Origin of the sequence: Algoriphagus sp., assembly GCF_029254265.1 — a bacterium.
Taxonomy (GTDB): domain Bacteria; phylum Bacteroidota; class Bacteroidia; order Cytophagales; family Cyclobacteriaceae; genus Algoriphagus.
Genome location: NZ_JAQWXX010000094.1, coordinates 1 through 23108, shown reverse-complemented (window position 1 = coordinate 23108; position 23108 = coordinate 1). Strand labels below are relative to the sequence as shown.

Annotated in this window: 16 protein-coding genes and 1 pseudogene; 9 read left to right on the top strand and 8 right to left on the bottom strand. The window is 41.1% G+C overall.

All coding sequences use genetic code 11. The features are described from left to right. Window positions 1–44: 44 nt before the first annotated feature. The 6 genes from P8O16_RS13995 (at window position 45) to P8O16_RS13970 (ending at window position 8055) form a co-directional block, all read left to right on the top strand. Window positions 45–3509, top strand: a complete 3465-nt coding sequence (locus tag P8O16_RS13995; RefSeq protein ID WP_300316062.1) for a hypothetical protein — start codon at window positions 45–47, stop codon at window positions 3507–3509. 63 nt (window positions 3510–3572) lie between these two features. Next, entirely contained in the window at window positions 3573–4277 is a 705-nt protein-coding gene (locus P8O16_RS13990) for an SDR family oxidoreductase (protein WP_300316061.1), read from the top strand. A gap of 6 nt (window positions 4278–4283) precedes the next feature. Further along, window positions 4284–6266, top strand: coding sequence for a (E)-4-hydroxy-3-methylbut-2-enyl-diphosphate synthase (ispG, locus tag P8O16_RS13985; RefSeq protein ID WP_300316060.1), 1983 nt, complete (start codon window positions 4284–4286; stop codon window positions 6264–6266). Between the two features lie 172 nt (window positions 6267–6438). Beyond that, complete coding sequence (locus P8O16_RS13980; RefSeq protein WP_300316059.1) at window positions 6439–6633, top strand: DUF6728 family protein; 195 nt, start codon at window positions 6439–6441, stop codon at window positions 6631–6633. Between the two features lie 118 nt (window positions 6634–6751). Continuing rightward, complete coding sequence (locus P8O16_RS13975) at window positions 6752–7102, top strand: MmcQ/YjbR family DNA-binding protein (RefSeq protein ID WP_300316058.1); 351 nt, start codon at window positions 6752–6754, stop codon at window positions 7100–7102. Beyond that, window positions 7099–8055 carry an ABC transporter ATP-binding protein gene (locus tag P8O16_RS13970; RefSeq protein WP_300316057.1) on the top strand — a complete coding sequence of 319 codons (957 nt, stop codon included), beginning with the start codon at window positions 7099–7101 and terminating at the stop codon, window positions 8053–8055. Before P8O16_RS13975 ends, P8O16_RS13970 begins: the two co-directional genes overlap by 4 nt. A 275-nt stretch (window positions 8056–8330) precedes the next feature. On the opposite strand, the gene P8O16_RS13965 is transcribed toward P8O16_RS13970, so the two are convergent. Genes P8O16_RS13965 through P8O16_RS13955 form a run of 3 tightly spaced genes read right to left on the bottom strand, consistent with a single transcriptional unit; the run spans window position 8331 to window position 12019 of the window. After that, entirely contained in the window at window positions 8331–8864 is a 534-nt protein-coding gene (locus P8O16_RS13965) for a peptidylprolyl isomerase (protein ID WP_300316056.1), read from the bottom strand. Window positions 8865–8898: 34 nt separating this feature from the next. Continuing rightward, window positions 8899–9618: a class I SAM-dependent methyltransferase gene (locus tag P8O16_RS13960; protein WP_300316055.1), complete on the bottom strand. Its 720-nt coding sequence runs from the start codon at window positions 9616–9618 to the stop codon at window positions 8899–8901. Continuing rightward, complete coding sequence (locus P8O16_RS13955) at window positions 9605–12019, bottom strand: YfhO family protein (RefSeq protein WP_300316054.1); 2415 nt, start codon at window positions 12017–12019, stop codon at window positions 9605–9607. Before P8O16_RS13955 ends, P8O16_RS13960 begins: the two co-directional genes overlap by 14 nt. A 692-nt stretch (window positions 12020–12711) precedes the next feature. Here P8O16_RS13955 and ffh point away from each other — a divergent pair. After that, window positions 12712–14049 (top strand): signal recognition particle protein, encoded by a 1338-nt coding sequence (ffh, locus tag P8O16_RS13950; RefSeq protein WP_300316053.1) that lies wholly within the window; start codon window positions 12712–12714, stop codon window positions 14047–14049. Window positions 14050–14248: 199 nt separating this feature from the next. On the opposite strand, the pseudogene P8O16_RS13945 reads toward ffh, so the two are convergent. Together P8O16_RS13945 and P8O16_RS13940 are read right to left on the bottom strand one after the other, a co-directional pair. Further along, window positions 14249–14995, bottom strand: a pseudogene (locus tag P8O16_RS13945) (LytR/AlgR family response regulator transcription factor). Beyond that, on the bottom strand, window positions 14992–16071 hold the full coding sequence (locus P8O16_RS13940) for a sensor histidine kinase (RefSeq protein WP_300316052.1): 1080 nt from the start codon (window positions 16069–16071) through the stop codon (window positions 14992–14994). The pseudogene P8O16_RS13945 and the gene P8O16_RS13940 overlap by 4 nt, the downstream one beginning before the upstream one ends. A gap of 306 nt (window positions 16072–16377) precedes the next feature. On the opposite strand from P8O16_RS13940, the gene P8O16_RS13935 reads away from it, so the two are divergent. Then, window positions 16378–18879 (top strand): TonB-dependent receptor, encoded by a 2502-nt coding sequence (locus tag P8O16_RS13935; protein WP_300316051.1) that lies wholly within the window; start codon window positions 16378–16380, stop codon window positions 18877–18879. A 264-nt stretch (window positions 18880–19143) separates the two neighbouring features. Here the strand turns inward: P8O16_RS13935 and P8O16_RS13930 are convergent, their stop codons facing one another. The 3 genes from P8O16_RS13930 to P8O16_RS13920 form a co-directional block, all read right to left on the bottom strand. Further along, complete coding sequence (locus tag P8O16_RS13930; RefSeq protein ID WP_300316050.1) at window positions 19144–20121, bottom strand: pyruvate dehydrogenase complex E1 component subunit beta; 978 nt, start codon at window positions 20119–20121, stop codon at window positions 19144–19146. A gap of 83 nt (window positions 20122–20204) precedes the next feature. After that, window positions 20205–21575 (bottom strand): NAD-dependent succinate-semialdehyde dehydrogenase, encoded by a 1371-nt coding sequence (locus P8O16_RS13925; RefSeq protein WP_300316049.1) that lies wholly within the window; start codon window positions 21573–21575, stop codon window positions 20205–20207. After that, window positions 21572–21970: a rhodanese-like domain-containing protein gene (locus P8O16_RS13920; protein ID WP_300316048.1), complete on the bottom strand. Its 399-nt coding sequence runs from the start codon at window positions 21968–21970 to the stop codon at window positions 21572–21574. Before P8O16_RS13920 ends, P8O16_RS13925 begins: the two co-directional genes overlap by 4 nt. A 69-nt stretch (window positions 21971–22039) precedes the next feature. On the opposite strand from P8O16_RS13920, the gene P8O16_RS13915 reads away from it, so the two are divergent. Further along, window positions 22040–22543, top strand: coding sequence for a metallophosphoesterase family protein (locus P8O16_RS13915; protein WP_300316047.1), 504 nt, complete (start codon window positions 22040–22042; stop codon window positions 22541–22543). Window positions 22544–23108 lie beyond the last annotated feature (565 nt).

The window sequence follows — 23108 nt, the reverse complement described above, 5'->3', positions numbered from 1 at the left end:
GCTGTTTTTAGTACCTTGGAACTAAAAGCTGATTCAGATTGAATATGCGAGTTTGGATATTTTCCTGGTTTTTACTCTTAGGTTCTTTTTCAGTAGCAAATGCTCAGGAAAAGTGTCGCTGGTATGCAGGAGGTTATTTTTTAGAACCTACCGAATTGGACTCCCTTTCAGGAATTGGAGAAAGTATTCGCGTCACTGACAAGTCCGGCAAATCGCTGAATTATCGCTTCGACCTAAGTAAAAATTTATTGCAAGTGGATTATGAAGAGAATCCTGTTCCGGATTCAATTCAAGTTTGCTTTCGGACATTCAGTATCCGGTTTGATCAGCCTGTTGCACGGAGGACCCTTATGACAGATTACGATTCCATGGCGAGATTTCAGGATGCTCAAATGGCTGAATTACCAGCTTTTGATTTTCGGGAGGAGCTTTTCCCAACTACTGATTTATACAAAAGCGGAAGTCTTACCCGTGGGATTTCCTTCGGAAATACTCAAAATGTCTTCGTTAATTCTGCACTGAATCTTCAACTGGAGGGAGCTATTTCTGAGAATTTGAATATTCGTGCCAGTATCACAGATCAGAATGTACCCTTTCAGCCCGAAGGGAATACCCAACAGATTCAAGACTTTGACAATGTCCTGATTGAACTTTACAACGAAGATTTTTCTCTTGCCGCGGGAGATGTAGTATTGCAGCAGCGACAATCTGAATTTCTTCGCTATTACAAAAATGTGCAAGGGCTTCAATTCACCACGAATTATAAGTTAAATGAAAAGTGGACCTCCAGCTCTCAAGGCTTCGCTTCGATTGCCAAAGGGAAATTTGCATCTATTCAACTTCCAATTATCGAGGGAACACTAGGTCCTTATCGCATTAGCGGGCCGAATAATGAACGGTTTGTGATTATAATGGCCAACTCTGAACGAGTCTTTTTGGATGGTAAATTGCTTCAGCGTGGATTTAATGAAGATTATGTGATTGATTATAATCAAGCTGAAATCACTTTTACTCCGAAAGTATTGATCACGCAATATTCCCGGGTTCGAATTGATTTTGAATATGCCGAGCGAAACTACAGCCGCTCAATTATTGGTGCAAATCACACCCAGACCAATGGGAAATTTGATATTTATTTGAATTATTATCAGGAAAAAGACAATCGGAACCGACCCCTTTTTACTGATTTTTCACAGCAGGAATTGGCTCTATTGGCATCTGTCGGAGATCAAACAGAGTTGGCTTTGATTCCTAGAATTGACAGTGTTGCCTTTGATCCCAATAGAATTCTATATGAAAGAATAGAAGAGGAAGGGCAAAATGGAGAAATGTTTACGTATTACCGCTATTCTTCCGATCCAGAGTTGGCGTATTTTTCACTTTCATTTTCTCAGGTAGGTCAAGGACTAGGCGATTACCGCAGGTCGAGCCAGCTTTCGAATGGTACCGTGTTTGAGTATATCCCTCGAATCAACGGAGTTCGACAAGGGGATTATTCTATTCTCACTCAACTTCCCGCGCCGGATAGCAAGCGTATGACGACGGCAGGTACACGTGTCAAATTAGGTGAATATGAAAAAGCATATACGGAGTTAGCACTTTCATCTACTGATAAAAACCTGTTTTCGGAACGTGGCGATGATAATAATCAAGGCCTAGCTTGGAAAGTAGGACTTCAATCGGAAGGAAGATCCTCTACTATTTTTAAAGGCTATACCATGAAAGGCCAAACAGAATTTGAATACAACTCTACCAATTTCAATTTCATCGATCGGTTTCGATACATAGAGTTTGACCGGGATTGGGGATTGAATCAGTCTGATCTTCGAGAAGCGGCAGCGGAGCATTTTTTTAGGGCAGGGTTAGGATTCGAAAAAGACAACTTGAATCGGTTCAATTACTTGGTTTACATGCGTAACCGTGAAAACGTTCTAAATGGAACTCAACACACTGCAAATTGGAACATCCAATTGGGGCAGAAGATCCGGGTGCGGCAAGAGTTTTTTAGATTGAATAGTGAGCTTGATAGTTTGAATTCTGATTGGACTCGATATTTGGCGAATGTCAGTTACAATTCGAAAATTCTCGTCCCGGGATATCAGTTTTCATTGGATCAAAATGCCCTTCGAAATGCTGAAACGGATTCAGTGGTCAGTACTGCAATGAATTTCAAAGAACACCTGTTTTTTTTGCGGAGCAATGATTCACTTTCATACTCTTTTTTGGCTGATGCGGCTTGGCGGGAGGATAAGGCCCCTTTTGCCGGAGAGCTTCTGAAAGATACCAAAGCCTTTACTTCCAATTTGACCTTTCGCAAGCAATGGACTCAGCATAGTTTGAGTTCTACCTTTACTTACCGTACGTTAGCCTACATCCAGAGAGATTTACCGGAAGAGCTGACTGTGATGGGAAAGTTGGATTATCAGGGAAGTATTTGGAAAAACTCCCTCCGCAATGAGGTGAGCTATGCGATTGGAAACGGTCGCGAGCTACAACGCGAGTTTGTTTTTCTTCCTGCACCAAACGGTGACGGCACGCATACTTGGCGGGATGATAATGGCGATGGGGTTCAGCAATTGAATGAGTTTTATCTTGCGATCAATCCGGAGGAAAAGCAATACATCAAGATTTTCGTCCCAACGGATACCTATATACAAGCATATACGAGTATTTTGAATTATCGCTTGCAGGCCAGATTCCCTGAAAATTGGAAGAAAGAAGCCGGTCTGAAAGCTTTTCTCCAAAAGTTTTCCAATACTACAAGTCTCTCCGTAGAGAAAAAAGTCACTTCTGATAATTTCAAGGATCGGGTAAATCCCTTTATTGGAAATCTTGACCGTGATGAAATCTTATCCCTTCGGCAAGTCATCCGAAGTAGTTTTTTCTTCAATCGAGCGGGAGCTGCCTATGGTTTTGACCTTTCGCTTTTCGATTCTCAATTCAAGCAGTTGCTTTCAGGAGGCTTTGAAGATTTGATTCAAAAGGATTGGAAATTGAACACACGCTATAATTTCAACGGGCAGACGACCTTGCGAATCATTGCAGGAACAGGAGAAAGAAGTTCGGCTTCTGACTTCCTGCAAAACCGGAACTATACTATTCAACAAAGTCAAATCGGTCCAGAATTCGCTTGGCAACCCAGTCCTTATTTTCGAACCACGATGACTTATTCTTTTTCAGGAAAAGAAAATTTGCAGAATATAGAGTTTGAAGAAACTGCTCAATTGCATCAAGTAGGAGTGGATTTACGCTACGCAAAAGCCATCCGAACCACACTTACCGGTAATCTGAAATTGATCCAAATCGATTATAACGGAGAGGTAAATTCTCCAGTGGGCTATGAAATGCTGCAAGCATTGACGCCTGGAACAAATATCACCTGGAACCTGAATTGGCTTCAGAAGATAGGAGAGGGGCTTCAGTTAAATCTGGTTTATGAGGGAAGAAATTCTCAGGGACTGGATCGGATAGTTCATGTGGGGAGAATGCAAGTTTCCGCACTCTTTTGACAAAAAAATGTAACTTTGCTCATGCTAGATAGTTGTCATACTAACTATTAAACTACTAACCAAATGAGCAAAAGTATCCTAGTCACAGGAGGTACCAAGGGAATCGGAAAAGCGATCATTTCAAGATTTGCTGCAGAGGGTTTCGATATTTTCACCTGTTCTCGAAATGCCAAAGAACTGGAAGAACTGAAAGCCCAAATAGAAAGTGAGTTTTCTGGGATTAAGGTTTTTGCGAAACAGGCAGATTTATCTCAAAAGGAAGAAGTCAAGACTTTTGCAGAATATGTGAAAGGGATTGCGATCCCCGATGTTTTGGTAAATAATACAGGTGTTTTCCTTCCGGGATCCATTCATGATGAGCCAGAAGGAAATTTTGAGCTAATGATGGAAACGAATCTTTTTTCCGCCTATCATTTGACCCGTGCTTTTGTAAAGGAAATGATAGCTCGGAAGTCAGGTTATATTTTCAGCATGGGATCCATTGCTGGAACAACTGCATATCCTAACGGAGGGAGCTATGCGGTATCAAAGTGGGCAATGCTAGGAATGACCAAATGTCTTCGGGAGGAGCTCAAGCCACATCAGATTAAAGTCACTTCCATTCTTCCAGGAGCTACCTATACAGCAAGTTGGGAGGGAGTGGATCTTCCTTTGGAGCGATTTATGAAGGCTGAAGACGTAGCTGAATGCGTCTGGGGAGCCTATAACCTTTCCCCACAATCCGTTGTTGAAGAAATAACCATCAGACCTCAATTGGGCGATATTTAAGTATTTATGGAGTCAAGCATCAAGAGTTTAGATCAAATCTATTGCGATAGCCTTACGCATTATTCTCGTCGTAAAACCATTCCCGTACAAATCGGTGATGTCATCATCGGGGGAGATAATCACATTGTGGTCCAATCCATGACTACAGTAGATACCATGGATACGATTGGTTCGGTGGAGCAGAGTATCCGAATGATCGAGAGTGGATGTGAATTGATACGGATCACAGCACCAAGTATCAAGGAGGCTGAAAATCTGAAAAACATTAAGTCTGAGCTGCGCAAAAGAGGTTACAAAACTCCACTGGTTGCAGATATTCATTTTACCCCAAATGCGGCAGAAGTTGCAGCTAGGATTGTTGAAAAAGTACGAGTAAATCCAGGAAATTACGCCGATAAAAAGAAATTTGAAGTCATCGAATACACCGATGCCAGCTATCAAGAAGAGTTGGACCGAATCCGTGAGCGATTCCTTCCTTTGGTGAAAATCTGTAAGGAAAATGGCACAGCAATGCGAATCGGTACCAACCATGGTTCCCTTTCGGATCGAATCATGAGTCGATACGGAGATTCTCCTTTGGGAATGGTGGAATCCGCATTGGAATTTTTACGAATCTGTGAAGATGAAAATTACAATCAGATTGTGATTTCGATGAAGTCATCCAATACTCAGGTCATGGTTCAAGCATACAGACTTTTGGTTCAAAAGCTGAATGAAGGTGGTTTCAAACCTTATCCACTTCATCTTGGTGTGACCGAGGCCGGTGAAGCAGAAGATGGCCGGATTAAATCTGCAGTGGGAATCGGGACATTGTTAGAAGATGGATTGGGAGATACCGTTAGAGTTTCTTTGACCGAAGATCCGGAATTTGAAGCGCCGGTTGCTAAAGCTTTGATCGATCGCTACACGCATCGCGCTCATCATGATTCGATTCGCCCGATTACAAAATATCCTATTCATCCTTTTGATCATGCGAAGCGTATGACAAGAGAAGTGTACAATTTCGGAGATCACAATGTGCCTCGGGTTATCACTGATATTTCCAAAATCAATGCGATCACTCCAAAAGAAATGAAGCAAGTGGGGCATTTTTACTTACCTGAATTGGATAAGTGGAAAATGAATGATCAGGGTTGCGACTTCGTGTATTCCGGTAAAAACGCCATCCCTTTCATGCTTCCAAATGGCATGAAAGAAATTCAGGATTTAGAAATTTGGAATCAAAGCAAAGACAGAGGAAACAAATTCCCGCTTTTTACTCTGGCAGAATTCGGAAGTACCAAAGAGTTTCATCCGGAGCTGAATTTCTTAGAAATAGCTGATATACAAATTCAAGAGGCTATTTCTTTGGTCGAAAATCGAACTGATACAGTATTGATTTTAAAGACCTCCAATAGTCATTCTATGCCGGCTTTGCGTCGTGCAATAGTAAGCCTGATGAATGCTGATGTCAAAATCCCGGTGGTTATCAAAGTAAGTTATCCTGATCAAACTGCTGACGAGACGATGCTTTATGCGGCTACTGATGTAGGAGGATTATTGATTGACGGTTTGGGCGACGGTATTTTTATTTCTTTGGAGAAAGAAAAATCGCATACCCGCGAAGAGTATTTGGACCAAATCAAATTGCATAATGCTACTGGGTTCGGTGTGCTTCAGGCAGCTCGAACTCGAATGTCCAAGACAGAATACATTTCCTGTCCTTCTTGTGGAAGAACGCTCTTTGATCTCCAGGAGACTACTGCGATGATCCGTAAGCGCACGGATCACTTGAAAGGAGTAAAGATAGGAATCATGGGTTGCATCGTAAATGGACCGGGAGAAATGGCTGATGCGGACTTTGGTTACGTAGGATCAGGAAAAGGAAAAATCACCCTTTACAAGGGAAAAGAAGTGGTAAAAAGATCTGTTCCCTCTGAGCGAGCGGTCGATGAATTGATCAATATCATCAAGGAAGATGGCATGTGGAATGATCCTGAAGAAATGTGAAACAAGTCACAAGTCTAAAGTGAGAAAGCTGAAAGGTATTCTTTGTACTTCCCTAAATAGCGTTGACCGATTGATTCACTTGGCATTCAAATCTAAAATCCTATTTCATACATCTTAAATAAAAATAAACCAATCCTTTCCTCTGTCTGTTATCACATCAAATAAAGAAATCATGTCTGAAAAAAATAAAGTTGAGGAGTTCTTCAAACTAGGTGAAGTCGGCAATTACTTCTTGAATGTTTTCAAAAAGCCAGATCCAAATAAAAAATCCAATCTCAATTTGCGAATGATGCATGGGATCAATAAGATCTCGATCATCGTATTTCTTTTTGCAATGATTTTCTGGATAGTTAAGCGCTTTATCTAATATTCAATTTGGAGTAAAATCTCGGTTTTCAGTTCATTGGTCATCTGACATCTAGCTAAACAAAAAAATAGGACTTCTGGGAATATACCCATTAGTCCTATTTTTTTATATTCACACAATGACCCTTGAATTCTATAGAGATTACTGTCTAGCGAAGGCTGGAGTGACTGAAGACACTCCTTTTAATCCCGATACACTTTGCTTCCGGGTTGGAGGTAAGATTTTTTCCATTTGCTCAATTTCGGAATTCGAATACATCAATCTCAAATGTGATCCAGAGCGAGCAGAAGAATTACGAGAGCAGTATCCGGGGATTACTCCAGGCTATCATATGAACAAGAAAACTTGGAATTCGGTCAGTGTGATCGGAAATGTTCCGGATAAATTGATTTTGGAGTTGGCAGATCATTCATATGCCTTAATTTTGAGCAGTCTCCCTAAAAAAATCCAAGTAGAAATTCGCCCATGAGTTATTTTTCTATTCAAGAAGTTTCCAAATCCTATACTGACCAACCTGCCTTATATCCTGTTTCAATTTCGCTTGAAAGAGGCGATTTCTTAAGTATAGTAGGGGAAAGCGGTTCAGGGAAAAGTACCTTACTCCGAATTATGGCTGGTTTGGAAGTGCAGGATTCCGGGCGAGTATTTTTGGGAGAAATGGAAATTCAGAGTCCTAAGCATAAAATCGTTGCTGGCTATCCAGAAATTAAATTGATTTATCAGGATTTTCACCTGTTCCCAAATTCCACCGTTGCAGAAAACATTGCTCGTCCTTTACTCCAATTTGACAAAAGCTATGCAAAGCAGCGGGTAGAGCAGTTAATTCAAATGCTAGGATTACAGCCGTTTCGAGATCGTTTTCCAAGAGAACTTTCCGGAGGGCAAAAGCAGAAAGTGGCCATTGCAAAAGCACTAAGTGTAGAACCCGAAGTACTCTTACTGGATGAACCATTTAGCTCCCTAGATACGATTCAAAAACAAGGATTGATCGCAGAGTTAAAAACTACATTGAAAGAAATGGGTACCACAGTGGTTTTCGTTACTCATGATTTAGATGATGCACTCCGATTGACCGATAATTTATTAATTCTTCAAAAGGGCAAAGTGGCCCAAGAAGGGGATTCAAGACATTTATGTGAGCGTCCAAAATCGAAATATGTGGCAAGGCTTTTCTCTTCGATAAATTCCATTTCCAAGGAAGAAAAAACTTTTATCAGGCCGGCAGATGTCAAGCTAAGAACAAGTAAAGGAATTTTAGCTCACGTGGAGGATTTGCGCTTTTTGGTGCATTTCAATTCCTTGCAAATTCGAATCAAAGAAACAGGTGAATTATGGGAAGTCGATGATCCCATGCGGAAATACCAAATTGGTGATCGTGTTTATTTGAGTTGGGATGAGGGAAAAGTGATGACACTCAAGTAAGTTTTTTTACCACCAAGCCCACGGAGGTTTTCGCGGAGGGCACTATGGATATAATTATAAAATTGGAAGATTGGAAAATTGAAAAATTCAGTCAAATATTGATTTTGTATTTGCTCTATAGGAGCGACAGTTCGGTACCCCCTTGCCTCCGTTAGTGGCTTCACTAACGGAAGAAACAACGATCAAATAGGCATTTTGCAAAAGGGGTAGGCTGTAAGCGGATTGAAAATCCTAGGATCCAGATTCGACATTACAAATGTCGAATAGCCGAAATATTAATCTTCCGCTTCATCCTCATCATGCTCGGTCATTAAATTCCCTTGAGAAAGTTCGTCTTCAGTAGCCTCTCTGACTTCCAGTACGCTCCCTTCAAAATGTAAGTCAAAATCCACCAGTGGATGATTGAAGTCCAGCAATAAATCTTCGCCCAAGTCCTTGATCACTTTTGCTTGCATAGGGTAGCCGTTCTCATCCATCAGTGGAAGGAAATTACCTTCCTCCAGCATTTCCTTTGAAAATCCCTGCTCTTTTGAAAATTGACTTTTTGGAAGTGTGATTAATAGCTCCTCACTTGCGGTGCCATAGGCATCTTCTACTTTGATGATGAAAGAAAATTGGTCTCCTTCTGATTTTTCAATTAGCAACTCTTCGAATTTTTCCGGCAAACCACTTTGTCCAAATATGAAGTAAAAAGGATCCTCTTCGTTTCGAATCTCTACGCTGAATGGTGCTGACTCAATATCGTCTGCATCTTTGCTGACTTTCAATTCGTAAGTCAATCCCACCATTGCATTTTCTGTAATTTTCATTTTCATTTTTTTATGTAATCGAAATCAAAAAGTTCTATTTAAGTATGCCGTACCGAAGTCGAATAGCCATACGTTCTTTTAAAACCTCCCATTTTCCCCTAGGAGTAGATTTTTCTAGCGGTTTAGTCGCCCTGAAGACGAAATATTGATAATCTTTTTCCTGAAAAAAGATTGGATAAGTTTCCATCTTTTCAAGATAAAATCCATTGTTAGTCAAGCTCTTGATTAATTCCCCGGAATCTAATGGCTGATCAATCACCTGAAGTTTTTCCGGTTCATTTTCGATCATCCACTGTAGGTAGCGAGGTGCTGGAATATGAATAAACACCACCGATTCGGAATGCGAGTGCTTTTGAATATTCTGAAACAATCGCGCGTGTTGATCCACCGGAATGTGTTCCAAAACATCCGGAAACACAAAAAAATCAAACTTTTTACCTGCCTTATCAAAATCAGACATATCCGAAACCTCAAATTTTAGATTCTGCTGATCCTTCCAGATTTCCTTTGCTTTTTCAACACTTTCAGGCGAAATATCCACTGCTAATACTTCCCCACTTTTTACCTGATGCGCAAGCAAATGGGATACTGTCCCAATCCCACAACCGATTTCAAGAATGGAATGATGTGATTTGAGTCCGGCAGCAACCACCTTATCGAGAATGCTTAGATGTCGGGAGTTGATCCCCGTCACTTCCTGCTTCTCGGCAAACTGATCGTAAAAGCTGATGACTTTATCCTTATTGATTTCCATCGGCTTGCTTTTTATAGGTAAAGAAAATCCCCGCAATCAAACCCGCCAAAATTAAATATTGGAAAATGATCATTGGGGTTTTGGTGGCGGTATAGCTGGTTGGTGCAAATTTGAAGATAATTTCATGCGAGCCTTCAGGGATATTCAATCCTCGAAGTAAATAATCCACTCGAATAATTTCCGCCTCTTTTCCATCTATTGTCGCAGTCCAACCCTTTGGATAGTAGATCTCAGAGAAAACTCCTAATCCAGCCTGTCGCATCGTTGCGGTATAGCTCAACTCATTTGGCAAGTAGGAATTCAAGGTAATCTGACCCATGCCTGCTTTGACATCCTCGAATTCGCTGGTGTTAACAGTAGCCAATATTTTGGTGTCGATCTCGCCAAGTTGCTCGAGTTCGGCTTGATTGCTTTGTACGCCTACAATCTCCATGGGAACCCAAGCCGGACCGTTAGCCGCTGGATTTTCAAAAACCGCATTCGCAGCCGTTCCGGCGATAATGTATTTCGTATTCAGCATATTCATAGTCTGAATTCCCTCAAAATCAAATTCACCTTCCTGAGCTTTGGTGATGAAATCATTCAGTTCAAACTGAAGTCTATTGTCCAGTAAATCCTGGTAGCGTCGAAGTTTTGCACCATGATAGCCACTCAGACTTTGAAATCTATAACTCGTGCGTGCTCCTTTTGTCAAGGATTCCGTCAGACTCAAAACCCTATAATGAGAATTATCTTTTTCAATTTCTTGCTCAGCAGGAGTGATGGCAAAGAAACTTTTGGCAGGACTAGGCTGGAAAGATTCATCATTCAGATACTGTCGATTGACAGACCAAAGATCAATCGTAACCAATGCCAGCAATCCAAGTCCAAGTACCAAATCGGATATTTTTCCCTTGATCGCAAAATAGATCAATGCAAATGCCGCGGCTAAAAATCCTAAGCTCTTCCAAGCGGAAGCCTGTAGCATGGCTTTACGATCTTGTTTTAGCGAACTTACAAGCCACTCTGGTAAGCTTTGATCTGCTGCCCCATCAAAGCGAAACATCCCTGCACCTATTGCCAAAAGAAGTAAAAGTCCACCGACAATTCCACCGGAAATCAAAAGGGCTTTCAGGTTTTTGGATTGAATCAATCGCTCCAATGAGATCATTCCTAGAACAGGAATCGCAAAGAGCGTCATTCCCAAAGCCATGGAAACTGCCCTAAATTTATTGTAGCCGGGTAGAATATCGAAAAGTAGGTAATTGAACCAACTCAGGTTTTTCCCCCATGAAAGAAGAATTGAAAAGATAATAATTGCCCCAAAGGTGTAGAGACTTTCTCTTGGTGCAGCCCAAATCCCCAATATTGCAAGGAAAACAAGAATTGCGCCCCCATAGATCGGTCCTCCGGTGAATGGTTGGTCACCCCAGTAGGTTGGTGCACCTTTGATGAACCCATTGATTTGTTGTGCATCCAATCCGTTTGCCCGAAGCGCTTTTTCGGATGCTGAGTTTTTCCCCAAAGGAGTTTGGCTGCCGCCTCCATAGAAATCAGGCACCAAAAGGGTGAGTGTTTCCAATTTTCCGTTGGACCAGGAGAATGCGTATTCCTTATCCAAGCCCGCTCCGGCATTTTCTAAAGTTGCTTCTCCTCGGGTAGAGTAAGGACTGTATTCCAAAGCAGTAGCCAAACGGCCGATATTTCCTCCAACGGCCAGTATAGCTCCCAAAATCAAAAACCCAAGGGTCTTTGAAATCTGGGCAATGCCCTCTTTTTTCCAATCAAATATCAATCGCACTAACACATAAATAACCGAGGTGAGGAGTGTGTAATAAGTGATTTGAAGGTGATTGAATTTCAGCTGGAGCAAAAGTCCCAAGGCAAGAAGTGCGGCGCCAAGGATTCGCTTTCGCTCGAAAGCCAGGTGAATACCTGCTAGAATTAAGGGAATCAGGCATACCGCCCAGATTTTGGCATTGTGGCCAGCCTCCAGACTGAGGAGATTATAGGTGTTAAACGAAAAAGCTACAGATCCTATGATCGCAAAAACAGGCCTTACCCCAAATGTCAGCAATAGCAGATACATGGAAAGCATTCCAAAAAACAAACCATTCACAGGATGTGGCAGGCCAAGGGTCAAAACTGAAATGACAGCATTGGTGATGTCACCTGGGAACTCCATGCTGATGAAATATGCCGGCATGCCACCAAACATGCTATTCGTCCAAAGCGCTTCTTCTCCAGTAGCGGCTCGGAAATCCATCGCTTCCTTTGCCGAACCTTCCCATTGGAGAATATCGCCCTGGAAGATTACCTGATCCTGAAATACAACCGGAGAAAAATAAAAGGCTACTATCGCATAGAAAATAGCAATACCTAACAAGTGGGGGAGGATGTCTTTTTTGAAATCTGGCTTCATGAAAAAGGTAATTCTTAAGGAGATCTGGATACCGACGCAAATTAGGAATTTATACCCAAAGCAAATCGAGCATGACTAAAAAGTCACTTGGGATTGATTATTTTCTGCCAGATTCAATGTGGCCAAAGAGAAAAATTCAAGATTCTACCACGAATTTAATGGTATTGAAACTAGATTTTTATTATGATAATCTGCTACGGAGGATAGTTTCCGGATGGCTGAGCCTTTCGGGATTTTCGGTTTTGAGCAGGTTTGCAAGCCGTTAAGAAAATGACTTAGCTCCCAAAGGAACGCGGGAGATCCAGTCATTTTTAGGTGCGCAAGGCGGCCCAAAATTCCGCTGTTTCCTCATTTAAAATCAATTGAAAAAGCTGCCAGCGGAAAGAAAAGACTGAGGCTCGGGGCTTTTTGGTTACTTTTTGGCCGCCAAAAAGTGACAAAGATAAATGGCTAGAATATGACTAAATGAGCTCGGAATGTTGAAACTTCGCTTTAATAAATAAGTATCCTTCTTGATAGTATAAAGTTTTAGTCCAAAACCCATTTTACTTCTTCACTAAATTCAGGGTAGAACTAAATTAAAAGCACATTAAAGAATCAAAAAAGCAAAGATCACCTTGGGATTTGATCAAACTCTCCTTTCTATCTGGATTGAAAATTTGTACTTTTGCGACAAATAGCTGAGAAATCGAATGTTTGATAATTTAAGTTTAAAACTCGACCGTGCCTTTAAAACACTTAAAGGAACCGGTAAAATCACCGAAATCAACGTAGCAAGTACGGTTAAGGAAATCAGAAGAGCCTTGATTGATGCTGACGTTAACTATAAAGTAGCCAAGGAAGTAACCGATACCATCCGTACAGAAGCACTTGGAAGAGATGTTTTGATCTCTGTTTCCCCGGGTCAATTACTGATCAAGATCACTCAGGAAGAGTTGACCAAACTTATGGGAGGATCCAAAGTGGATATCAAACTTAGCGGCGACCCTGCGGTTATTTTGATCGCTGGTTTGCAGGGTTCTGGTAAAACCACCTTTTCAGGAAAGCTAGGTAGCTTTTTGAAAAAACAAGGGCGTCAAGTCCTTTTGGTGGCTTGTGATATTTACCGTCCTGCAGCGATTGACCAGTTGAAAGTACTGGGAGAGCAGATCGGAGTAGAGGTCTATGCTGAGCCGGAGAATAAAAATGCACTTCAGATCGCCAGCAATGCGATTGCTTACGCCAAGAAAACCGGTAAGAAAACAGTCATCGTCGATACTGCAGGTCGTCTGGCCGTAGATGATCAGATGATGAATGAGATCGAGGAGCTGAAAAGAGCCTTGAATCCTTCAGAGACACTTTTTGTAGTGGATTCGATGACAGGTCAGGATGCGGTGAATACTGCGAAGACCTTTGATGAGCGATTGAATTTCGACGGGGTAGTATTGACCAAACTCGATGGTGATACCCGAGGTGGAGCGGCAATTTCGATTCGCCACGTGGTGAATAAGCCAATCAAGTTCATCTCCACAGGGGAGAAAATGGAGAATCTGGATATTTTCTATCCGGATCGTATGGCCCAGCGAATCCTAGGAATGGGTGACGTGATTTCCTTGGTAGAGCGTGCGCAGCAGTCTTTTGATGAGGACGAAGCCAAGCGAATCAATGCGAAGATCAGAGGAAATAATTTCAATTTTGATGATTTCCTTTCCCAGCTTGAGCAGGTGAAAAAGATGGGAAATATCAAAGACTTGATGGGCATGATTCCGGGAATGGGCAAAGCCATGAAAGGGCTGGATATCGATGATGACTCCTTCAAGCCGATCGAAGCGATCATCAAAAGTATGACACCAGCCGAGCGATCTAATCCTGATTTGATTGATGGAAGCAGAAGAAAGCGCTTAGCATTTGGTTCCGGTAGAACTATTGTTGAGGTAAATAATCTAATGAAGCAGTTTGGCGATATGCGCAAAATGATGAAGCAGATGAATAAGATGGGCGGAGCAAAGGCCGCTCTTGGCAAGATAATGCCGGGGATGGGAAAGCGATAAGGGGATTTAAGATTTAGGAAATCAGCACATTTGGTTCAAGTCTTCGGACTTGGACCTTTTTTTTTAAATCAGAAAGCTCAAGTCATAAAGCTGAAAAAGCGTACTTGCGAGGCTGAAAAACCACTTTATATATAATCCCTAATACTTGTTTGCGGAGAATAAAATCTCCCAATCTCTATTATTTCTTTCTCCCAAACCCTCAACTCATCCAGCGACTCATAAATTCCAAGAAGGCCTCTTTGTAATTGTCGCCCACGGTGATGGATTGGTTACCGATATTGATTACATTCTTGGATACCGATTCGATATGATCCAGTGCGACGATAAAGGAGCGATGCACCCGCATAAACTGATCGGTAGGAAGAAGCTCTTCCATACTTTTCAAACTCGTCAGTGAAAGCAGGGGATTGGGTTTTGAGATCAAATGAACCTTAACTTAGTCTTTATAGGCTTCTACATAGCTGATATCCTTCAGCATCACCTTGACCAGTTGGTATTCGACTTTTAAGAAAATATAGTCGGGAGTGCTGGATTCAGTCTTTTTTTGAGTTGAAGAATCAGTTTGATTTAGTTTTTCGAAGTAGGAAAATCCTTTCGTAGCAGCCGAGAGAAAATCTTCGTAGCTGTAGGGCTTGAGTAAGTAGTCTAAGGCTTCGACTTTGTAGCCTTCGATGGCAAATTGATGGTAAGCAGTCGCAAAAATTATTCTTGTTTTATCCGAGTTTTTCTTCCCATCAAGTACCCTGGCCAGTTCCATCCCCGACAAATCTGGCATCTGAATATCCATAAATATTAGCTGAACTTCGTTTTGGTTGATAAAGCCCAAAGCTTCGATGGCATTTGAGAACTTGCCAATTAATTTCAAAAAGGAAGTTTGCTCGATGTACTTGCCTACCAACTCTAAGGCTAAGGGTTCATCGTCTATAGCTACACAGTTGAGAATCATGATAGATCAATGGTAAGATTAACCCAATACTCCTCATTGGATTCGTCTTTACCAAACTTCAGGCGATGTTTTTCTGGGTAAAGCAGACTCAATCTTCGTTTTGTATTCACCAAACCGATCCCGTTCTCCTGGGCTTCTGGGCTATCAGGATGAAGCGGGAAAATATGATTGCGGGTTTCAAAGAATAGTGTTTCTCCCATTACTTCGAGTTTGATCAGGATCTCACTTTCTTGTTGAGAGCTCACGCCATGTTTGAAACAGTTTTCCAGAAAAGGTAGCAATAACATAGGCGCAATGACCAAATCCTCCTTTGGAGCTTCTACCTGTATATTTAGCTTTACTTTTGCCGAAAGGCGCATTTTCATCAATTCAATGTAATCGTTGATGAAATTGACCTCTTTGCTCAAAAGTGTTTCATCCTTTTGATTTTCATACAGGACATAGCGCATCATTCGGGAAAGTTTCAATAATGCTTCCTGTGCTTTTTTTACATCAAGGTTGGTGAGTGAATAGATATTATTAAGCGTGTTGAAAAAGAAATGTGGGTTGATTTGCGCTTTGAGGTAAGACAATTCAGTATTGATCCGCTGCCGATCCAGTTCTTTTCGGATGGCATCATCCTTTTGCCATTTCTGAACAGAAGCTACAGATGTACTAATCCCTAGTGAAAGCAAGAAAAGCATCAGGTGAAAAACATCTCCAAAAACCCATCTTCCATTAGGTTTGTAAGGCTTCCCAGGGTTAAATGCGTTATGCATTATTTCAGGAAGGTTGATGATATTTTCGAAGTAAATAATCAAACCGAAGTAGAATACCACTCCGATTAATAGAATCATGAGGTACATGTAAAGTTTGTCCCGCAAAAGAAACCTGGGAACCAGCACCAGCATATTGACATAAAAAATGACCGATAATAGACCTCCAAGGAAAATTTGCTTCCACCAATATTGCATCGGTACATCTACACGCCATGACAATGGGGATAAAAGTAAAAGCACAATCCCCAACATGGTCCAACCCAATATGTGGATTAGAACAGAGACTCTTTTGCTTTTATTTTGAATTGGTATCGTCATAATATTCCTAATTATTAGAGCAAGCTAAAGAAACTTTTATGTCACTATCAAACGCAATCTACCAAGAGCGCTATTTTGACGATGAACTCTTCAGTATACCTGATAAAAGTCAAATCTTTCCAAATCCCTGTTTTTATCAGGCATAAAACCCTCTTTGTCGATAAAACCGCGCTTGCGGTCTATTAGCTGGAAATACTCAAAACATTCCCTGTTTTTTTGGGGTATTAGAATCGTGAGTTACCTCATTAACCATTCGAAGGGACTCACAAATTATTCTTTCAAAGGATTTATTTATACCAACACCACATGAAAAATTTAATCAATCTTCTCGCAATCACCTTTTTCCTGGCTGTGGGGACAACTTTTGCGCAGCAAACCCCTCCGCAAACCAAACAGCCCGCGAGGATAATCGGAACGGCTAAAGATCTCAAAACAGGAGAAGCTGTAGCTTATGCAACTGCTGCACTATATAAGTCAGGGTCTGATACCAATATCGCCGGAGGAGTGGCAGATGATGAAGGAAAGTTTTTTATCGCCGGTTTTGAAGTAGGGACTTACGACTTAAAAATTAGCTTTTTGGGTTTTGAGACCAAAGTCATTAAGGGAATTGAAGTGACCTCACCTACAGGTGATGTTAACTTGGGAGAAATAACCCTTTCTGATGAAGGGGTAGCTCTGGAGGAAGTAACGGTACAAGGTCAGCGTGAATTGATTGAGGAGCGCGTGGATCGTACGATCTACAAAGCGGAAAATGATAAAACTACTGCCGGTGGTGATGCTACGGATGTATTGAGAAGAGTGCCTATGCTTTCTGTGGATTTTGACGGTAACGTATCCATGCGAGGAAGCAGTAATATTCAGGTGCTGATCGATAATAGACCTTCTGCGATTACTGCAAGTAGTATTGCAGATGCGTTGAGACAGATTCCAGCAGATGAGATCAAAGCGGTGGAGGTAATTACTTCTCCTTCTGCAAGATTTGATGCGGAAGGTACTTCTGGGGTGATCAATATCGTAACCAAAAAGAATAATTTTCAAGGGATGACTTTGAATGTTAATAGTGGCTTCGGTCTTCGAGGATCAAATCTGAGCTTGAATGGAGCCGCTAGAAAAGGGAAGTTAGGTTTCTCTTTAGGTGGATTCGGAAGAGCGGGATACAATATCAATGGTCGATTTGAAAATGAGCAATTGCTATCTAATCCCGATAATAGTATTTCAAGAATCTTACAGTCTGCAGATACGGAGAGAAGAGACCTTTTTGGTAGATATAACTTCGGTGTAGATTATGAGATTGATAAGTTCAATTTCTTGACAGGTTCGGTGAATTTTGGAGTTCGGAATTCCAATAGTAACCAAAATGATTTCTTAACTCGAAATTTCTTAAATGATCAGTTGATTAGAACTGCCCTTCGTGGTACGGATGTGGTAGATGAGTCTAATACGATTGATGTGAGTGTAAACTACACTAAGACCTTTGAGAAAAAAGGAAAAGAGTTCAGCTTGCTTACATTATATAGCAGAAATAACCGACAGAATTCCTTTGTAAACTCACTATATGAAGATGATTTGCAGACTATAGATTCTAGACTTAGAAATGACAACCCGAGCAGAAATGAGGAATTTACTGCTCAAGTTGACTTTGTAAATCCAATAGGAGATGAAGGGAAGTCGATTTTAGAATACGGTGCTAAGAATATTTTGCGAAAAGCGTACTCTGATTTTGCCTACTTCCAGGCTGATGGAGCAGATGGAGAATATGTTGAAAACCCAAACCCAAATCTTAGCAATGAATTTAGCTATGACCAAAATGTAACTGCAGGTTATGCTTCTTACATGTTTAACCTTTTGAAGAATTACACTTTAAAGACAGGTTTGAGATACGAGTACACCTCGATTAACGCAGACTTCAAAACAGAAACTACCGTAGATATCCCTTCTTATGGAACCTTGGTGCCAAGTATCAATGCGAGTAGAAAGTTGAAAAACGGAAATCTGATTAAAGCAGCTTATAATAGAAGAATTTCAAGACCTTCTTTAAGATTCTTGAACCCAAACATCGAAGCTTCTAATCCACTTCAAATTTCTCAAGGTAATCCAATTTTGGATCCTGAGTTGACAGATAATTACGAAGTAGGCTATAGCACTTTCATTAAAGGTACGGTCATCAATTTCACTTCATTTTACAGAAATACTACTGGTTCTATCCAGTCTGTTCGTACCATTCAGGATGACGGCGTGATTTTTACCACTTTTGAAAATATCGGTCGTGAGCAGGCCATTGGAGGAAGTGTGTTCTTCAATATCAATGCGAGTAACAAGCTTTCATTCAATGGTGGTTTTGATACTTACTATGCTATTTTGGATAACGGACTGACTGATCCATTGCTTGCTGCGCAAAACGAAGGTTTTGTAGTTAGCGGTAGGATGTTTGGTAACTACACACTTCCTAAAAACTGGCAGTTGCAGTTGTTCACTTTTGCTAGAGGTAGAAGAGTAGAATTGCAGGGTAGTTCAGGAGGATTTGCAGCGTACGGTTTGAGTTTGAATAAGCAGTTTGCAGAGAAAAGAGGAAGTATTGGATTTGGTGCCGAGAATTTCCTGGCTAAAGAATTCATCATCCGTAATGAAATCATCACTCCGACTATCGTACAAAACAGTACCTCTGCCATTCGTAACATGAACTTCAAGGTCAACTTCAGCTACCGAATTGGAAAGCTTAGCATGGATCAAGGAAGACCTAGAAAGCGAAAGTCTATCAATAATGATGACTTAAAAGAAGGTGCACCAGCAGGTGGCGAAAACAACTAGAATTAAACAATAAAGGGTTCCAACGAGTTGGAATCCTTTATTTCTTAAATAAAATAATAGATAGATTGGGTAACAAAAAACCCGCCTTTGAATAAAGGCGGGCTTTTTTATGAATTTCTGATTTCCTTTTAAACTGTTTTATAATTTAACCAAATGAAAACAGAATAGATGGTATTTTCAATCTACTTCGGTCTGCGGTCTTCAGTCTTCAGTCTTCAGTCTTCAAATAAATTTAATCTTCCGATATATTTCAGAAAGATAAGATTACTTATAAGTCACTTTCTTGATCGCATCAATGGTTCTTTTCACATTTGGAAGAGTAGCCTCGATGTAATTTGGAGAGTAGCTCAATGGGATATCCATGGAGTTCACTCGAATTACAGGAGCATCCAAATAGTCGAATGCATATCGCTGGAAGTGGTAAGTCAATTCTGAAGAAATACCCGCAAGAGGATTTGCTTCTTCTACAATGACTACGCGATTGGTTTTCTTTACAGATTCCAAGCAAGTAGCGTAGTCAATTGGTCGAACCGTTCTTAAATCAATCACTTCACAATCAATTCCTTCTTTTGCCATTTCTTCGGCTGCTTCCAAAGCGACTTTCATCATTTTTCCGAAGGAAATTACAGTAACATCTTTTCCTTTTCGTTTGATATCTGCCACACCAATAGGTAATAAGTATTCTCCCTCAGGCACTTCACCTTTGTCAGAATACATCACTTCAGACTCCATGAAAATCACTGGATCCGGGTCACGGATGGCTGCTTTCATCAAGCCTTTTGCATCATATGGATTGGAAGGAACAATCACCTTCAGACCTGGTGTATTTGCAAACCAATTTTCAAAATTTGAAGAGTGCGTTGCTCCCAGTTGACCTGCATTTCCGGTAGGACCTCTAAAAACTACGGGTACACTGTATGCTCCACCAGACATGGCAAGCATTTTAGCCGCTGAGTTAATGATCTGATCAATAGCGACTAAAGAAAAGTTGAAGGTCATAAACTCGATGATTGGCTTCAATCCATTCATGGCAGCTCCAACACCCAGGCCTGCAAATCCTAGCTCGGCGATTGGGGTGTCATAAACTCTTTCAGGACCGAATTCATCCAGCATCCCTTGAGACACTTTGTATGCTCCGTTGTATTCAGCTACTTCTTCTCCCATCAAAAAGACGTTTGGATCACGTCTCATTTCCTCGGACATTGCCTCTCTTAGGGCTTCTCGAAACTGTATTTCTCTCATTAGTATATGACTAAATTTTTGCTCGTAAAAATAGAAAGGAATTGACCAAAAGCAAAAATAAGCAGCTTTTAATACCTAAACGGTCATCCTAAGTAAACGGTCTTTGAATTCACGAATTCCAAAATGCCATTTCTGCTTAATTCGCGTCCATAGCCCGATTTTTTCACTCCTCCAAAAGGAAGGTGTGGATTAGAGGCTGTCATCGAATTAATAAAAACAGCTCCTGTTTCGATTTGCTCGGCTAATTTTTCACCTTTTTCCAGATTAGTTGTCCAAAGCGAACCACCCAAACCGAATTCGGAATCATTGGCAAGCAAAACTGCTTCTTGTTCATTTTCCACTTTAAAAATTAGCGCAACCGGTCCAAATAATTCCTCAGAATATGCAGGGGCATTTTTTGGTATTTCGGTTAAAATGGTGGGTTCAAAAAACGGTGAATCTTTCATTGGCTTTTTGCCTCCAAGAAGCAACTTTGCGCCTTGATCAACAGATTTTTTTACCTGTTCATAAAGCTCCATCGCTAAATCTCCCCGAGCCATACAGGCGAAGTCAGCCTCCTCATCCATAGGGTCACCTTTTTTTAGCTTAGCAAGTTCTTCAGTGAAGCTTTCCAGAAATTGATTATAAACTCCTGATTCGATAATGAAACGCTTCGCTGCGATACAGCTTTGTCCGAAATTAATCATTCGGGATTTTACCGCGGTGGCTGCCGCAAGATTTACATCTGCATCATTTAGCACTATAAATGGATCACTTCCTCCGAGTTCTAAAAGAGATTTTTTGATGTTTTTTCCGGCTTCAGATGCAACCGAAGCTCCGGCTTTTTCACTACCCGTCAGGGTTACTGCTTTGATTCTGGAGTCAGAAATCAGCTGAGTTGTAGTTTTGGAATCAATCAATAGGCTTTGAAACACACCTTTTGGAAAACCAGCGGCTGTAAAAACTTCCTCAATGGCCAATGCGCACTGAGGAACATTTGAAGCGTGCTTTAAGACTCCCACGTTCCCCGCCATCAAAGTAGGCGCAGCAAATCTAAAAACCTGCCAAAAGGGGAAATTCCAGGGCATTACTGCCATTATAATCCCGAGAGGTTGATGTTTTACCTTGGCTTTGGCACCGTCTGGTAAATCTATTTTGAGATCAGCCAAAAATGATTCGGCCTGATCCGCATAATAATCGCAGACCCAGGCACACTTTTCAATTTCAGATCTCGACTCTTTAATGACTTTACCCATCTCCAGCGAGATCAGTCGGGCATAGTTCTCTTTTTTGTCTCTTAGTCTTTGAGCGGCTTTCTTCATTAATCCAGACCTGAATTCGAAGCTTGTTTTCTTCCAATCATCGAAAGCTGCTTCACCACTGGCAAGAGCAGTCTCTATTTCCCGTTCAGTTGGGGAAGTGAATTTTTTCAGGATTTCACCTGTGTATGGATTAATTGAAGAGATTTGGGTCATTTTTCGATTGGTTTGCCTTCCTCTGTCCAAGCAGTAATACCGCCTTCAAGCATGTAAACATTTTTGAAACCGGCTGCTTTCATCAATGCACCAGCTTTTGCTGTTCGCTTGCCTGATCGACAATAGAGTAGGTAAGTTTTGTTTTTGTTTAGGCTTTCAATTTTCTGTGGAAAGCTTTCATCCAGAAAGTCAAAATTTTGAGCATTTATCAGATGTCCTTCTGCCATTTCTTCTGGCGTTCGTACATCCAAAACAGCATTTTTCTTCTTTTTTGCCATTTTTTCAAAAGTTTCCACACTGACTACAGTGGCAGAATCGGTGCTTTGAGCGAATGCAAAATTGAACTGGATAAGGAAAAGCGCGATTGCGAGGTAGAGGATTTTTGAAGTTTTCATAGCGAATAAGTTTGATGTAAAGATTTGCAATTCCATATTGAAATGAAAATTTAAACACTTTCAATTCAAATGTCCACGAAGATCGCTCTCATTTCTGACTCCCACAGTTACATTGATCACAAAACGCTTACCTATTTGCAAGATTGTGATGAGATCTGGCATGCAGGAGATATTGGTTCGATGGAAGTTATGAGGCAATTGCCTTCGGGAAAGACTATTCGAGCTGTTTTTGGAAATATTGACGATACTGAAATACAGGAAAGCTATCCTGAATGGGCTGTTTTTTCTCAGGAAGGAGTCAAAGTGGCTATGACTCATATCGGGGGAAAGCCTCCTCGATATGCGAAAGGGGTGAAACAATTTCTAAAAGAGGTTCAGCCGCAGCTATTTGTGTGCGGGCATTCCCATATCTGCAAAGTAGAATTTGATTCGACTTTAAATTGCTTGTACATGAATCCCGGTGCAATTGGGCAGCAAGGTTTTCATGTCATGCGGACATTATTGCTTTTTGATTTGGAGCAAGGCCAAGTGAAAAATCTTCGAGTGGTGGAACTAGGTAGACGGGGGAAATGAAAATAGGCCCGCTTCCATGTCCATCCCCCGAGCCTAAGTATGATAAATTTCAGAAACTTTCGGTTGAGACATTTTAAGAGTGAATTTCCACTCTGGTGGTGAATTTTGATTGGAGCTCTAAAACATTCCGTTTTAAATTACGACGGCATTGTAAAACTATTACTAGGCTATTCTTCGTTCTTTTGGCTTGGCCCAAAAGAACCAAAAAGCCAAGACATGGAAATGCTTCTCCCCACATGCCACCACCCGCCCGCTTCCATGTCCACCCACCTCAACCTAAGAATGATAAATTTCAGAAACCTTCGGTTGAGACATTCTAAGAGTGAGTTTCCGCTCTGGAGACGAATTTTGATTGGAGCTCTAAAGCATACGGTTATGAATAATCACAGAGTGGTTAAATCATTAATAGCCCCGGGGGAGGCACGAAACCCGGGGTAAATAGAAAGTGACTTGTCCTAGAATGAGTTTACGCAAACCGTAAACTATGAGTAGAGAAAAAACAAGAACAGGCGGTTCTTTAAGCCTTTCAGAGAGAGAGTCAATGATTAAAGAATTTTTGACAGGT

Excerpts from the sequence above, each read along its gene's own strand:
- P8O16_RS13990 (WP_300316061.1), top strand. The coding sequence starts at position 3,573 with ATGAGCAAAAGTATCCTAGTCACAGGAGGTACCAAGGGAATCGGAAAA.
- P8O16_RS13970 (WP_300316057.1), top strand. The coding sequence starts at position 7,099 with ATGAGTTATTTTTCTATTCAAGAAGTTTCCAAATCCTATACTGACCAA.
- P8O16_RS13975 (WP_300316058.1), top strand. The coding sequence starts at position 6,752 with ATGACCCTTGAATTCTATAGAGATTACTGTCTAGCGAAGGCTGGAGTG.
- P8O16_RS13935 (WP_300316051.1), top strand. The coding sequence starts at position 16,378 with ATGAAAAATTTAATCAATCTTCTCGCAATCACCTTTTTCCTGGCTGTG.
- P8O16_RS13915 (WP_300316047.1), top strand. The coding sequence starts at position 22,040 with ATGTCCACGAAGATCGCTCTCATTTCTGACTCCCACAGTTACATTGAT.
- P8O16_RS13965 (WP_300316056.1), bottom strand. The coding sequence starts at position 8,864 with ATGAAAATTACAGAAAATGCAATGGTGGGATTGACTTACGAATTGAAA.
- P8O16_RS13940 (WP_300316052.1), bottom strand. The coding sequence starts at position 16,071 with ATGACGATACCAATTCAAAATAAAAGCAAAAGAGTCTCTGTTCTAATC.
- P8O16_RS13930 (WP_300316050.1), bottom strand. The coding sequence starts at position 20,121 with ATGAGAGAAATACAGTTTCGAGAAGCCCTAAGAGAGGCAATGTCCGAG.
- P8O16_RS13925 (WP_300316049.1), bottom strand. The coding sequence starts at position 21,575 with ATGACCCAAATCTCTTCAATTAATCCATACACAGGTGAAATCCTGAAA.
- P8O16_RS13920 (WP_300316048.1), bottom strand. The coding sequence starts at position 21,970 with ATGAAAACTTCAAAAATCCTCTACCTCGCAATCGCGCTTTTCCTTATC.
- ispG (WP_300316060.1), top strand. The coding sequence starts at position 4,284 with ATGGAGTCAAGCATCAAGAGTTTAGATCAAATCTATTGCGATAGCCTT.
- P8O16_RS13955 (WP_300316054.1), bottom strand. The coding sequence starts at position 12,019 with ATGAAGCCAGATTTCAAAAAAGACATCCTCCCCCACTTGTTAGGTATT.
- P8O16_RS13960 (WP_300316055.1), bottom strand. The coding sequence starts at position 9,618 with ATGGAAATCAATAAGGATAAAGTCATCAGCTTTTACGATCAGTTTGCC.
- ffh (WP_300316053.1), top strand. The coding sequence starts at position 12,712 with ATGTTTGATAATTTAAGTTTAAAACTCGACCGTGCCTTTAAAACACTT.
- P8O16_RS13980 (WP_300316059.1), top strand. The coding sequence starts at position 6,439 with ATGTCTGAAAAAAATAAAGTTGAGGAGTTCTTCAAACTAGGTGAAGTC.
- P8O16_RS13995 (WP_300316062.1), top strand. The coding sequence starts at position 45 with ATGCGAGTTTGGATATTTTCCTGGTTTTTACTCTTAGGTTCTTTTTCA.